Genomic DNA, 13,627 nt, shown 5'->3' with positions numbered 1-13,627 from the left:
GTGCCGTCCGGTCGCTCACCGGCGGCCACGCCCCCGCGCGGTGCGGCGTCCCCCAGACGCTTGACGATGGGCTCTGCCTTGGTCCGTGCCGGGGCCGGGCTTTCACCCGCGGCGACACCGCCACGGGGCGTCACCGGCCGCCGCGTGTTCTCCTTGGGCTCGGCGGTGGCGCTGAGGTCCACGCGGGCTGGAGCGGACTTCTCCACAGCCGGCGCCGTGGGCGAGGGTGCGGAGTCGGCGAAGGCGGCGGATGGTACGAGCACCGCGCCGGCCGCGACGGCGGCGAGGACGGCGGTGCGCAGGGACAGTCGGTGGGGCATGGACATCGCTCCATTCCAGGTCGGCCTCGATGGTGCCCGGGTGCCGGTTCGCACCGGGACACGAGGCATGCCGACAGGCTGGCGTGAAGTTATGAAGAAGCTGTCAGAACGTTGTGGTCATCGCATCAGGCCTGGTCCGCGTCGTTCGTGGCGTCTGCGCCCGCCGGTTGCGGCCGGGCTTTTGCCGGACCGGTGACACCTTGGGGGCCGACCTGGCCAGCCGGGCCTGCAGGCAGTCGGAGTGTGAACACCGAGCCCTGCCCCTCGACGCTGACCGCACTCACCGAGCCTCCGTGCGCCTCCACGAGTTTCCGCACGATCGCCAGCCCCAGCCCGCTGCCCCCGGTGCGGCGGCTGCGCGACTTCTCGGCGCGCCAGAAGCGGTCGAAGACATGCGGCAGGTGCTCCGCCGAGATGCCGCTGCCCGTGTCGGCGACCTCGACCATGACCTCCCCGTCGGCCGCCGACTCGTCCGTCGACACCCCCGCGCCGTACGCGCGCACCGTCACCTGTCCGCCCGACGGGGTGTGACGTACGGCGTTGGATACCAGGTTGCCGATGGCCTGGCGCAGCCGGACCGGGTCGGCCCACAACTCGGGGGAGGGCGCGTCGGCCGCCGCCGGCAGCGCCGAGAGTGCCACCCCGGCGGTCTCGGCCCGAGCCTGGTGCGCCGCGGCGACCTGTGCGAGCACGTCCTCAATACGTACCGGCTCGGGGTGCAGACGCAGGGCACCGGCGTCCGCGGCGGCGAGATCCTGGAGGTCGTCGATGATGTGCTGCAACTGCACCGCCTCCGTGTGCAGCGAGGCGATGAAGGCCGGGTCGGGCTCCGCCAGGCCGTCCTGCGCCGCCTCCAGCCAGCCCCGGATATTGCTCAGCGGGGTGCGCAGTTCGTGGGCGACGTCGCTGACCATGTCCTTTCGCTGCGCCTCCAGACGCGCGCGGTGGTCGGCCATGTCGTTGAAGGCTGCGGCGAGCCGGCCGATCTCGTTGTCGTCGCTGACCAGCACGGGCGCGGAGTCCTCCCCGTCCCGCATCCGCTGTGCCGCGCCCGTCAGGGCGTGAAGCGGCCGTACGAGTCGGGACCCGGCGAGCACCGTGGCTCCGACGGTGAGTGCCAGGACGAGTGCCGCGGTGCCCGCGATCTTCGCGGTGTTCGTGGGGGAGAGGTCGAAACCGGGAACGGTCGTGCCGCCCTCGTCGCCGATGAACAGCAGCGCGGGCGAGGCGACATAGGAGCTGAGCTGTTCCCGGCGGGCCGTGTCCACGCAGGAGGCGGTGGCCCGGTCGTCCTCGCCGGTGCGGGTGCTCGGCGCCGGCGAGGCCAGGGGAATCACGGTGGCGGGAGGGGCGGCGGCCTCCGGTACGGAGACATCTCCCCAGGACAGGTCCAGATCGAGTTGGATGCGCGGACGGTCCTGGCGTTTCAGGCAGGCGTTGGCGAGCTGGTTGAGCGCGTCCAGGGCCTTCTGTTCGGTCGCGGTCGGGGAATCCAGCTCGTCGGTCGTGCACCGGGTGTTCTGCACGCGGTCCGGATCATTGCCCACGATCTCCACGCGCGGGCGTCCGCTCGGACCTCTGACCACATCCGCCGCGATCCCGATCCGGCTCAGGCACGCCGCGCTCCGGTCGGCAGCGTGCTGCAGCGCGGTGCGTTCGGCGGCGGACAGCTGGAACGGACCGACCGCGCGCGGGTCGACGCGGTCGGCCGAGCCTCCCGCCCGGTCGGTCGTCCGGGACAGGGCGGTGTCCACGGACAGCGGGTCGACGATCGCCGAGGCCTGAGGTGGCAGCGCGGGCGGTGACGACAGGGCGGCGGAATCGGCGAGGGGGTGGCGCTGCTCAGTGGTGAGAGTGATCCGCCGGCCGGACTGCCGGGCCAGGTCGCGCACGGTCCTCTCGACGCCGTCCCAGGTCGGGTGGCCCGCCGCGTATCCGAGCAGGGTGTTGTAGATCCGGGCGTCGGCGGTGAGATTCTGGCCCTGCTCCTGCTTGATGGCGCCGGACGTGGTCTGTACGGCGAGCCAGGCGGTGGCGGCCACCGAACAGGCGGCCACCAGCACGGACACTGCCAGCAGACGGCCGAACAGGCTCTTGCGGAGCGGTGGCCGGGTCCGCCGCTGGTCACGGCGCACGCGAAGCATTCCTTGCCGGGTCCGTCAGCTTGTAGCCGACCCCGAAGACGGTGAGCAGCCGGGCCGGCCGACGCGGCGCGGGTTCGATCTTCTTGCGCAGGTTCATGATGTGCACGTCGACCGTGCGGAAGCTGATGTACCGGTCGAAGCCGTGCAGCTCCTCAAGGAGCCGCTGCCGGGTGAAGACCCGGTCGGGCTCGGTCGCCATGGCGGCGAGGATCCGGAACTCACCTGGTGTGCAGTCCACGGACCGGCCCTCCACGGACACCTCGTGCCGGTCCGGGTCGACGACGAGCGCACCGACTCTCAGCGCCTGATCCGCGGCAGGCTCGGCGCCCTGCGCGCCTCGCCGGCTGCGCCGCAGCAGTGTCCGTACGCGGGCCATCAACTCACGCGGGCTGTACGGCTTCGTCATGTAGTCGTCCGCACCGAGATCCAGCCCCAGCAGCAGGTCGTCCTCGGTACTGCGGGCCGTCAGCATCAGCACCGGCAGCTCCCGGTGCTCGGCCCGCAGCACACGTACGACGTCCAGGCCGTCGGCCCGCGGCATCATCACATCGAGCACCAGCAGATCGGGCTCCCGGTGCCGGACCTCGGCGAGAGCCGCGAGGCCGTCACCGACGACCGTGACCGCGTGGCCCTCGTGTTCGAGGTAGCGGCGTACGAGTTCGGCCTGCTTCTCGTCGTCTTCGGCGACTATGACGTTTGCGCACACGCGGACGATCGTAGATGACCACCTGCGGACCACTCATGGCGCCGGACCGCGCGGTTCGGTGCCAGGCCCGCGCCGCTCACGGGGGTGGCAGCGGTTGTCCGGCGCGGGCGGCATCGAAATGCTCGGGCCTGAGCGCCTCCTCGCCGTGCTCGGCGGTGAACGCCCGTATCCGCCCGAGCGGGGACGACGGGTCGGGCGGCTCGGTACTCACGGTGGCGCCCAGGATCATCGCGCCGAACGCGATGCCTACCTCCTGCGGGTCATTCATGTCCATGAACGCACCGTACAGCGAGGCATTGACGCTCGTACGGCAACGCTCGTCCGGCGCCCCCTCCCGGGGACGCCGGACGAGACGGCGCGCTACCGCACCGACGCGACCACCGGGTAGTGGTCCGAGAGGTTCGTGTACGTGTAGCTGGTGCCCCAACTGGACACGGTCCAGGGCGCGCTCTGCTCCTTGACCACGTCGTTCGTCCACCCGGACGGCGCCGCGTGCCCGGCGCGGTGCAGCACGTGGTCGAGGTCTTCGCGGGGATCGTCGGGGTAGCGGTCGGCCGCGATCGAATTGTCCCGGGTGTCGAAGGAGTACGGGTGCCCGGTGCGGGCGGCGGCCGGGGCCAGTCCCGCGTCGGTGAGCATCGAGGCGTACTCCGAGGAGTGCGAGTCGACGTTGAAGTCCCCTGCCACGATGACCTGTTCGGAGGCCGGAATGTTCTTGGCGTCGAGGAAGGCGTCGATCTCCTTGAACTGAAGGCTGCGCTTCGCGGCGGCTTCGCCCGCCTTGCATCCGGAGTCGGTCGACTGCGCGTGGGTCCCCACGACATGGACCCGTACACCGCGGACGTTCAGTTCGGTGTAGGCGAACCCCTTGTTGGACCAGCTGTCGCTGCCGCAGGCGTCCTTGTAGACGTACTGCTCCTTGCGGACGATGGGCCACTTGCTCAGTACCGTGACACCGCCGTCCTCCGGGGTGACGGCCGAATACGCCCCGCCGGTCGCGTCCCAGCCGCTCTTGCTCCGGCCCACCACGGGCGTCTGGTACGGGTACTGGGCGGAGGCATCGCGCAGCAGGGCGTCGGAGGCGGAGTTGTCGAACGCCTCCTGGAGCACGACGACGTCATTGCCCTGGAAGAACGACGTCCTCGGGATCTCCGCGGCGCGGTGGTCCTGGCCCCAGTTCGGGTACAGGGTCTTGCTGAAAATGAACGTGTTGTACGTGAGGACGCGCAGCGAAGGAGTCTCCGCCGCCGATGCCTGCGGTGCGTTGACGGCCGGCGCCGCCGCGGCGAGCGCGGCGGCCAGAGTTGCGCCGGAGAGACGACGGATCGCGGTTTGCGGCACAGGTTCTCCTGGTGCGGGAGGGGGGAAGGTGGTGCCGCCCATCGAAGCAGGGGGAGTTACTCATGGGTAGACATCGGGTGCCGTCAGCCTTGCCGCAACTGTACGAATGAGCGGCCGGCTCTTGTCGCGGGCCCCGTTGCCTGGTCTTGTGTACCGCGGGCGTACCACGGGCGGCCTGTTCACAGCAGACAGGCCGGCTCGGCCGAAGAGGGAGAAGCGTGGAGTCGGTGACCGGACGTGATGCACGGGGCACGCTGCCCGAGGGGCTCGGCGACGCTCTGCGGGCCACGGCCGAGGAGATCGCGGCGGTGTTGCGCGGGGTTGCCGACACGAGCGTTCCGGTGCCCGGTTCGGAGTGGACCGTGGGGGAGGCCGCGGCGCATCTGGCGCAGGCCAACGAGCTGATGGCCGACCTCGCGGCCGGGCAGGAACGCGGCTACGGGGACGGAACGCCGCAGAGCCTGGCCGCCGCCAATGAGCGTGCCCTCGCGGAGTTCGAGGAACGGGCCGCCGAGCCGCTGGCCGGCCTGATCGTGGCGCACACGGACGCCTACCTCACCGCCGTCGACCAGTACGCCACGAACAGCACCGGGACCGGCGGTGGAGCCGGGACCGTGATCACGCCGCTGGGGCCGATGAGCCGGGCGGTGCTGGGCTCGTATCTGCTGACACACATGCTCGGCCACGGCTACGACCTCGCGCGTGCGCTGGGGTGCCGTCACATGATCGACCGCACCCGCGTCGACCTGTCCCTGCCGTTCCTGATCACGGCGATGCCCAGGGTCACCGATGCCACCAACACCGCCCGGCTCACCGCCGATTACACGATCCGTCTGTGGGGCGGCGCCCGATTCGGCGTCACATTCACCGACGGCGCCGCAACCGCCACCTCTCGGCCGCCGGTCCGCCCGGACTGCACCATCCTCATCGAGCCGGTCACCTTCTTCCTGATGGCGCTCGGACGCACCGACCCGCTGGGCGCCATCGCCTGCGGCCGGGTGTTCGCCCGGGGCCGCAAACCCTGGCTCGCCCCCCGATTCCCGGGGCTGTTCAAGGCGCCCTGACGCTACGCCGGGTTCCCGTGGGACTCCATGAGCTCCTGGTGGGCCGCCATCACGTCCTGGGTGAGCACGGTGACGATCTCTGCCCTGGTGGGTGTCGAACCACCCGCGTGTTCGGCATACAGACGCAGATCCCGTTGCGCGGCAGCCTTCTGACAGAGCTCGCGGGCGAAGCGGGCGTTGCCCAGGGTGTCGGCCATGCCGCCGTCCACGGCCGAGGCGAAGAGGGCACCGAGCGCGGCGGCCGCCTCCTCGTCGGGTTCGTCACCCTGACCGGACAGGACGGACCGGGCGATCAGGAGCAGTTCCTGCGCGGAGTACGAGGGGAAGTCGACGCGCGTGTTGAACCGGGACACCAGGCCCGGGTTGGCGGCGAGCAGACCGGTCATCTCCTCGCGGTATCCGGCGAGTACGACGACGAGCCGGTCCCGGTCGTCCTCGGCCCGCTTCAGGAGCACCTGGAGCGCCTCGTCGCCGAACGCGTCGCCACCGCTGTACCCGCTGTTGGACAGGGCGTACGCCTCGTCGATGAACAGCACGCCGTTCAGGGCGGAGTCGATGACCTTGCTGGTCTTGATGGCGGTGGACCCGAGATGCTGACCGACGAGGTCGACACGCTGGGCCTCGATGACATGGCCGGAACGCAGCAGCCCCAGCCCGGCGAAGACCTTGCCGATGATGCGGGCGACAGTGGTCTTCCCGGTGCCGGGCGGTCCCGCGAAGACGAAGTGCCGGGGCCGGGCGCCGCTGGGCAGGCCCTGTTCCTCCCGGAGCGCCGCCATGCGCAGCTGCGCGATCAGCGTGAGGACCTGGCGCTTCACCGGCTCCAGACCGATCATGCCGTCCAGTGCCTGCTGGGCCTCCGCGAGCAGGTTCGCCATCTCCTCCCGTGACAGCCCGTCCTCGCCGCCCTCCTGCGGGCCCGAAGCGGCCTCGGGGGCCGTGGGCCCGGACGAGGGCGCGGCCGTGCGGGTCTCGGCGGTGCGCGCCGGGGGCGGGGAGGAAGGGGCGGGGGAGGACGCGGGAGGCGCCCCGGCCACGGACGAGGCCGTCGGGGCCGTCGAACGTGCCTGCGCCCGTACGTCCACATCGAAGAGGCCCGGCGCGCACCGGAACGCGTACTGGTACCGCTTCAACGCCTCCTCCGCCCGGCCCAGCGACTCCAGGGAGCGGCCCATGAAGTACTTGACCTCCGCGTCGAAACGGCTCCCGGACTCCAGCTTCCTCGGCAGCTCCGCCAGCACGTTCAGGGCCTCGTGGCAGACGCCCTGCGCGAACAGCGCCGCCCCCACGTACAACTGCGCCTCGTCGTGCAGGAACGCGTCACGGATCCCCGGGGCGAAACGCAGCACGAGGGGCCAGTCCTCCTTGAGGAAGGCGTACCGCGTACAGACGAACCGGGTCTCGTCGCAGTCCAGTTGCGCCGTGGACAGCCCGGCCCAGGCCTCGTCGAGCTTCCCGGCGTCCAGCAGCGAGGTCATGGCCGCCACCCAGAGGTCACGGGCGCTTTCGAGCCGGAAGGTGACGTAGTGGCCGAGCTGGAACCGGGAGCGGAGCGGCATCCCGAACTTTGAACGCAACGCGCCGAAGGATCCGGAAGCACGGACCATGCCGTCCAGCGCCTCCTTCTGACGCTGCCCGGTCGCATGCAGCCCCAGCCAGGCGTCGGCGGCCAGCGGATCGTGCGCCGCGGCGAGCGAAAACCGTTCGGCGGCGGCCGCTTCATCGCCCTGGTTCAGCAGGATCACTGCCTGCTGCCAAGCCTGTTCGGCCTTCTTGGCCGAACCCCGGCGTGCGGCTGCTCCCTGCACAGTTTCTCCCCTCGACGGGCCCCCGGCCCGCGCGCCGACGGCCGACGGGGCTCGCCGTGATGACCTGGAACAACCGCCAGGATATCCAACACGACACGGCGGCCGGTGAACACTCTCGAAGCCCGTTCGACCGCGTCGGCGGCACGACAGCGGTGCCGATCAGCGACTCCGCCCGGACACCGACGGAATGGTCCCTTTCAGCACAGGTGAACGGCCGGCCCGCGGCGGGCCCGGACGATCACCGTCGTGATGTCCGGGGGACATCGACCCGTCTGACGCTAACGTTGGTCCGCACGGTGACAGCGGCGGTGCCGGGGAGGGCGCACCGCGCGGAACACCGGGAACGAGGAGTGCGCGACATGCTGGATCCCACTTCGGTGGCGGCGATTTCGGCGGTGCTCGGTGCGGTCGGCTCGGGGATGGCCAACGAGGCCGGCAAATGGGCCTGGGAGTCCACCGGCGGTGCCGTGCGGAGAATCGTCGGCCGCGAGGTCCCCGCGCCCGTGGCCCCGGACGAACGTGACGATGTGGCCCGCATGGTCCACGACCGGATCCACGCGGATCCGCAACTCGCCGCCTCCTGGAACGCGTTCGCGGCACGAATGCGCCGAGCCCCGGCCCCGGCCCGGGCCGCGCGGTCGAACCTCCCCGCCTCCATAAGGTTCTTCACGGACCGCAAAGAGGCGATGAAGCAACTCCAGCGAGAGGCGTCCCGCCGCCCGGACGGACGGCCCCGGCTCGCCCTGGTGCACGGCCCCGACGGGATGGGGTCCAGCACCCTCGCCGTGCACTTCGGAGCACAGCCGACCCGCCTCTTCCCGGACGGCCGGATCTACGCCGACCTCGGTGGAGGGGGCGCCGTCGGCGCACGCGACGTCGGGACCGTACTGCGTGCCCTGCTGCGTCAACTGCGGGTGCCGGACGAGGAGATGCCGACCGGGACCGATGAGCTCGGCGAGTTCTTCCGCCACTGCGTGGCGGACCGCCGACTCCTGGTCGTGCTCGACCACGCGTACTCCGCCACGCAGGTGAGGCCCTTCCTCACATCGGCACCCGGGGTGTTCACGATCCTGGTCGCCCGGGCCCCGTTCCCCGGCATCGACGCCGTGCGCGTGCCCGTCGGCCCGCTCTCGGACCGGGACGCGGTGCGTCTGCTCACCGACATCACCGACAAGTCCACGGTCGCCGCCGCCCGTGCCACGCTGCCTTCGCTGCTCCAGCGCTGCGGCGGTTCCCCGTACGCCCTGCGCGCCGCGGCCCACCAGCTCTCCGCACCCACGCTCCCGGCACATCGCGCCGAGCCGGACGGCGACCCGGTACGTGGAGCCGCCGAGGACAACTACCGTCTCCTGGCACCGGAATCCGCCCGGCTGTACCGGCTGATGGCGCTGCGCGGCTGGCCCGCCTTCGACGCCGCCACGGCCGCACGGACCACCGACCGGGACCCCGGGGCAACGGCGGAAATCCTGGTGGACCTCGCCGACCGGATGCTCCTGGAACGAAGCGCCTCCGGAACCGCCGACGACCGCTACCACTACCGCCACGCGGTTCGCGCGCACGCCGAGGCGGCAGCGGTCCGGGAGGACGGAATCGCGGCGTGTTCGGCGGCTCTCGCCCGCACCCTGAGCGCCTACGCCGAGCTGGCGGCCTCGGCCGCCCACCAGGCGCTCCCGGAGAGCTGGCGGGTCCCCGAGCCCGCCGAGGACGGCGACGGGCCGAGGTACGAGGACCGGGGTGCCGCCCTCGACGCGCTGCTCGCGGAGGCGGGCAACCTGGTCGAGGCGGTGCGCTGCGCCGAGGAGTCCGGCGACCCGGACACCGCCGTACGCCTCTGCCGTGCCCTGTGGCCGCTCCAGCTCAAGGCGGGACACCACGAAATGCTGCTGCCTGCGCTCCGCATCGGGACGCGTCTCGCCGACACTCATCGCCCCACGAGCCCGGACGCCGGAGCGCTGCACGCGCAACTCGCCCACACACTCACCGAGTTGAGGCGCTGGCAGGAGGCGGAGACCGCGGCACGGGCGGCGGCGCGGGCCGAGCAGGCGGCGGGCCACAAGCGGGGCCACGCCTCGGCCGTCGAGTTCCTGGGGCTGCTGAGACTGCGCCAGTGGCGGTACGAGGAGGCGTACGAGTGCTTCGAGGAGGCGGGCAGCATCCTGGACACCATGGGGGAACAGGACCAGGGGACCGCCGACCTGCCGCGCGCCAGGGCCCTGCTGGAGCGCCATCGCGGACGGGCGCTGCGCGGTACCGGGCCGCGCGAGGAGGCCCGGGAGAGGCTGGGGACCGCACTGCGGTTCTTCCGGTCGAGCGGCGACGCGTACAACACGGCCCGGACGCTCACGGACCTGGCCGAGAGCCGGCTCGACGAGGAGAACGCCGAAGCGGCACTGCCGCTGATCGAGGAGGCGATCACGACGCTGGACGGGCAGAGCGCCGAGTACCAACTGCTGTATCTCCGGCGCATGCGAGACAGCTGCGCCACCGGTTGAGCCCGCTTTCCCGCCCCGCTCAGACCCCTGCTTTTGGAGGTGTCAGAGGAACGACCCGCACGCGGTGGAGCCGGGTACCCGTCCGTACGGTGAGTCCGCCGCTCATCACCTGTACGAGCCGCCGGCCGGCCGCGGCCGGATCGTGACCGCCCGTGGCCAGCCAGGCGTGCAGGGCGGAGGCGTACACGGCGGGGTCCGCGGCGGACACGTCCTCCGTATCGGCGCCGGGCACCGCCACCATCCGGAGCGGTTCCTCCCCACGCACCCGGACCACGCACGCGGACGGGCCGGTCACATACGCCGCCAGGGCACAGCCCCGATGGCGGCGGAGCACCTCGGCGGTCCAGATCGACGGGGAGCCGAAGCGCGGATCGTCGGGTGCGCCGTCCCGGAATATGACGTCGGCCAGATCCAACTGGTCCATGTCACGGGTGTCCTCGTGCACGGCGACGTGCAGTTCACCGTCGGCATCCGGACCGGCCGCCGGCCCTGGACCCGCCCAGCGGCTTACCGCGACCTCTCCCGGCCCCAGCACCCGGGACAGAACCCGCAACGGGACGGTGACCGTTCCGGCCTCGTACCCGGGCAGCGGGAGCGGCTCCAGTGATGCGGGCCGGGCGGGCTCCGGCGCACCCATCATCGAGTAGAAGAGCTTCCGGAGCCGGACCGCGGACTCGCCCGGCACGGAGGTGGTGAACTCGGCGGGGCCCGGCAACGGCCGGTGACAGCGGATGAGCTCCTCGATCTGGGCCGCCAGGGACGCGTCGGGGTCCAGCCTCGGCGCCTCCCGCATGAACGCGGAGATCGGCGCATCGGGGTCCAGGGCGTCGAGCGGCACGGCCCCCAGGAGCACGGGGGTGCCGAGAGCGGCTGCGTAGAAGGTGACGGAACCGTGGTCCCCGATCACGGCATCGGCGGCCAGCAGGGCCTGCCGCCACCCACTCAGCGGATCGATCAGCGCCATCCCGCCGCGCCGCGCGCGATCGAGCCAGGCACGGATCTGACCGGGACCGTGCCCGTGCCAGATATTGGGGTGCAGTACGGCCGCGAACCGGTATTCGTCCACAGGGAACTCATCGGCGACCCGGTCCAGCAGGGCGGCGACGACATCACCTCCGCACCCGCCTTCCCCCGGGACCTCCGTGTCGTCACCGAAGAGCGACTCGGAGTTCCAGGTCGAGTTGATCAGGACGAGCCGCTGACCCGGCCGGACCCCCAACGCACGGCGGAAGCGCTCGCGACGGGGCCGTGCGGCGAGCATCCGGTCGAAGCAGGGGTCCCCGGCGAGAACGGCGGTCGGCGCGGCCTCGGGGCAGGCGATGCGCAGCCGTTCGAACTGCTCGGGGTGGGAGAGCACGAGCGCGTCCGCCACGGGAGTGCCCCGGGGCGACAGCAGCCACGGAGGCGCAAGCCCGAACACGGGCGCAGGCGCCCCCGTCCCCGTCCCCGTCCCAGATCCGGTGTCCGGTGTCCGGTGTCCGGTGTCCGGTGTCCGGTGTCCGGTGTCCGGTGTCCGGTGTCCGGTGTCGCCAGCCTTTTAGTGTATCCGACACCGTGCGAGAGGATAGCCAACTTCCCGGAAAATACGTCCAGTTGACCACCGAAGCTGGCGGAGACGACCAGATCCACCCTCGTCTCGGCCGCCTGCTCCCACGGCAGCACCGGCACCCCGGTGTCGGCCAGCAGCTCGGCAGTGCCGGCCGCGAACGCCGAGGAGCCCGTACAGGTCACCAGCAACTGGACCCGCAGGTCGTCGTCGAACAGCGGCAGCACATCGAGCAGCCGGGTCGCGGCGGTCACGTTGTGCACGACGACCAGCACCCGCAGGCACTTCCCACGGGTCGCCCACCGCGCCGCGTCGTCCCCCACCGGCACCCGAACCCACCCGGCCCGCCCGTACTCCATCCGCACGCCCCTCATCCGCCCCGGACCACCCGTCGGTGCCGTGCCGCCCGTGCGACCGGCCACGACAGTCAACCAGCACGACCGCCGCACCGGCCATCGAGGGGCGTCACACAGCCATCGCCACCGAGGCCTTGCTCAGCGTGTCGTCGTGCGAAGCGGCCCGGTTCCGGTCCCCGAAGACGACGACCCGCAGCAAGGCGAACCGTCCGACCCCTGCCAGGGCGGACGCCGAGAGATAGACCGTCTGCGCGACCAATGGCGAGGGATCGGACCGCACGGCGAAGAGGCAGAGCAGCGCCCCCGTCGTGAACGCGTAGCTGACGGCGACCGTCACCCCCGACCGGAGGTGGACCGCCCACCCCTTGCGCTCGCTCCGGAAGGAGATCCGCCGGTGCAACTCGGTCGCGACGACCGTGGAGACGACGGTGACCAGCGCGTTCGCGATCACCATCGGTATTCGCCCGCTGAGCACCACGACCGCCCCGCTGGACGCCAGCCCGACCCCGCCACCGCACACGACGAACCGCACGAAGGCCGCGACGAGCGGGCGAAGGTCGCGCGTCTGCCGACGCGTTGGGGCGGTCACTGGCGGGCCTCCGGAAGGTGGGGTGGGAACGGTGATTCGATTCCACCCCCAGAACCTACGGAGTCGGTGCCGTTCGAGCGACCCGATATCCCTCGGTTCGAGTGGGGGACAACCCCGAAACCACCCCGGACCGACCGCGAGAGACGTGCTCTGTGACGTATACGGCCATAACTCTCGCAACGCCCAGGTAGGTTAAGGCCAGAGCTTGATCACTTTCGCGTCCGGAGGTCTCCATGAGTGAGCAGCAGCCGTCCTTCACCCCTCCCGCCAACCCGGTGTCGGACCGGATCGACACCACCAGGCCTCATTCCGCCCGCTTCTGGAACTACTTCGTGGGCGGCAAGGACAACTACGAGGTCGACCGTGAGATCGGTGACCAGATCAAGGCGCTCTTCCCGGGGCTCGTGGACGTGGCGGTGGCGGGGCGGCAGTTCCTGCGGCGTTCGGTGAGCCACCTCGTGGCGGAGCGGGGCGTGCGGCAGTTCCTGGACATCGGGACCGGTCTGCCCACGGCGGACAACACCCACCAGGTGGCCCAGGACATCGCGCCCGAGTCGCGCATCGTCTACGTGGACAACGACCCGCTCGTGCTGGCGCATGCCCGTGCGCTGCTGACCAGTTCCCCCGAGGGGGTCACCAACTACATCGACGCCGATCTCTACGAGCCCGACGCCATCCTCGCCGAGGCGGCGAAGACCCTCGACTTCGACCGGCCCGTGGCCCTGATGCTGCTCGGCATACTCGGTCACGCGGGCGACTTCGTGAAGGCCCGTGAGGTGGTGAGCCGGCTGATGGCCGGGCTGCCGACCGGCAGCTACCTCGTGATGTACGACGGGACGCGCACCAGCGAGGGCATGATCGCCGCCGAGAAGGCGTACATCGAGAGCGGTGCGGTGCCGTACTACGTGCGCGAGCCGGACGAGATCGTCACGCTCTTCGACGGACTGCGGATCCTCGACCCCGGCTTCGTCCGGCTCAGCGAGTGGCGGCCCGACGCCGACAGCGCGACCGTACCCGCGGACGTCGATGCCTTCGGGGGGATCGGCATCAAGGAATGACGCCCCCGGAACCTGATGGCTGTGGCCGGCTGCCGGACGACCGATGTCCGCCCGGCCGGGCGATCGCTGCAAGTGCTGCGAGACTCTGAGGCAGGAAGCTGATCAGTACCAGGGGGAGTGCCAGATGACAGGGTACGGATCCGGTGCGGACCGCATCGACACCACCAAGCCGCATCCCGCACGGGTGAACGACTGGTTTCTCG

At 71.3% G+C, this 13,627-nt stretch carries 10 protein-coding genes and 1 pseudogene; 3 read left to right on the top strand and 8 right to left on the bottom strand.

The features are described from left to right. The 5 genes and pseudogenes from ABZY11_RS37260 to sph form a co-directional block, all read right to left on the bottom strand. Positions 1-320 (bottom strand): annotated as a pseudogene (locus ABZY11_RS37260) (hypothetical protein); the annotation flags it as partial. Between the two features lie 125 nt (positions 321-445). Continuing rightward, positions 446-2,464 (bottom strand): HAMP domain-containing sensor histidine kinase, encoded by a 2,019-nt coding sequence (locus tag ABZY11_RS37255; protein ID WP_356483415.1) that lies wholly within the window; start codon positions 2,462-2,464, stop codon positions 446-448. After that, a complete protein-coding gene (locus tag ABZY11_RS37250; protein ID WP_356483414.1) occupies positions 2,445-3,170 on the bottom strand; it encodes a response regulator transcription factor in 726 nt (241 codons plus the stop codon). Before ABZY11_RS37250 ends, ABZY11_RS37255 begins: the two co-directional genes overlap by 20 nt. A gap of 76 nt (positions 3,171-3,246) precedes the next feature. Next, complete coding sequence (locus ABZY11_RS37245) at positions 3,247-3,444, bottom strand: hypothetical protein (protein WP_356483413.1); 198 nt, start codon at positions 3,442-3,444, stop codon at positions 3,247-3,249. An 86-nt stretch (positions 3,445-3,530) separates the two neighbouring features. After that, positions 3,531-4,511, bottom strand: coding sequence for a sphingomyelin phosphodiesterase (gene sph, locus ABZY11_RS37240; protein ID WP_356483412.1), 981 nt, complete (start codon positions 4,509-4,511; stop codon positions 3,531-3,533). Positions 4,512-4,738: 227 nt separating this feature from the next. On the opposite strand from sph, the gene ABZY11_RS37235 reads away from it, so the two are divergent. Next, positions 4,739-5,575: a maleylpyruvate isomerase family mycothiol-dependent enzyme gene (locus ABZY11_RS37235; RefSeq protein WP_356483411.1), complete on the top strand. Its 837-nt coding sequence runs from the start codon at positions 4,739-4,741 to the stop codon at positions 5,573-5,575. 2 nt (positions 5,576-5,577) lie between these two features. Here ABZY11_RS37235 and ABZY11_RS37230 read toward each other — a convergent pair whose 3' ends face one another. Continuing rightward, positions 5,578-7,383 (bottom strand): AAA family ATPase, encoded by a 1,806-nt coding sequence (locus ABZY11_RS37230; RefSeq protein WP_356483410.1) that lies wholly within the window; start codon positions 7,381-7,383, stop codon positions 5,578-5,580. 359 nt (positions 7,384-7,742) lie between these two features. Here ABZY11_RS37230 and ABZY11_RS37225 point away from each other — a divergent pair, with 359 nt between their 5' ends. After that, positions 7,743-9,875, top strand: a complete 2,133-nt coding sequence (locus tag ABZY11_RS37225; protein WP_356483409.1) for a tetratricopeptide repeat protein — start codon at positions 7,743-7,745, stop codon at positions 9,873-9,875. 19 nt (positions 9,876-9,894) lie between these two features. Here ABZY11_RS37225 and ABZY11_RS37220 read toward each other — a convergent pair whose 3' ends face one another. Together ABZY11_RS37220 and ABZY11_RS37215 are read right to left on the bottom strand one after the other, a co-directional pair. Continuing rightward, positions 9,895-11,247: a hypothetical protein gene (locus ABZY11_RS37220; protein WP_356483408.1), complete on the bottom strand. Its 1,353-nt coding sequence runs from the start codon at positions 11,245-11,247 to the stop codon at positions 9,895-9,897. A 639-nt stretch (positions 11,248-11,886) separates the two neighbouring features. Then, positions 11,887-12,366: a GtrA family protein gene (locus ABZY11_RS37215; protein WP_356483407.1), complete on the bottom strand. Its 480-nt coding sequence runs from the start codon at positions 12,364-12,366 to the stop codon at positions 11,887-11,889. A gap of 233 nt (positions 12,367-12,599) precedes the next feature. Between ABZY11_RS37215 and ABZY11_RS37210 the strand changes: the two genes are divergently transcribed. Continuing rightward, on the top strand, positions 12,600-13,424 hold the full coding sequence (locus tag ABZY11_RS37210; RefSeq protein WP_356483406.1) for an SAM-dependent methyltransferase: 825 nt from the start codon (positions 12,600-12,602) through the stop codon (positions 13,422-13,424). Positions 13,425-13,627 lie beyond the last annotated feature (203 nt).

This window comes from Streptomyces sp. NPDC006510, assembly GCF_040611955.1.
In the GTDB taxonomy this organism is placed as follows: Bacteria; Actinomycetota; Actinomycetes; order Streptomycetales; family Streptomycetaceae; genus Streptomyces.
The sequence above is the reverse complement of the archived record's forward strand: the minus strand, read 5'-3'. Positions and strand labels throughout refer to the sequence as shown.

Bases quoted from the DNA above. Each gene is read 5' to 3' on its own strand.
- ABZY11_RS37255 (WP_356483415.1), bottom strand. From the start codon at position 2,464: ATGCTTCGCGTGCGCCGTGACCAGCGGCGGACCCGGCCACCGCTCCGC.
- ABZY11_RS37245 (WP_356483413.1), bottom strand. From the start codon at position 3,444: ATGGACATGAATGACCCGCAGGAGGTAGGCATCGCGTTCGGCGCGATG.
- ABZY11_RS37225 (WP_356483409.1), top strand. From the start codon at position 7,743: ATGCTGGATCCCACTTCGGTGGCGGCGATTTCGGCGGTGCTCGGTGCG.
- ABZY11_RS37210 (WP_356483406.1), top strand. From the start codon at position 12,600: ATGAGTGAGCAGCAGCCGTCCTTCACCCCTCCCGCCAACCCGGTGTCG.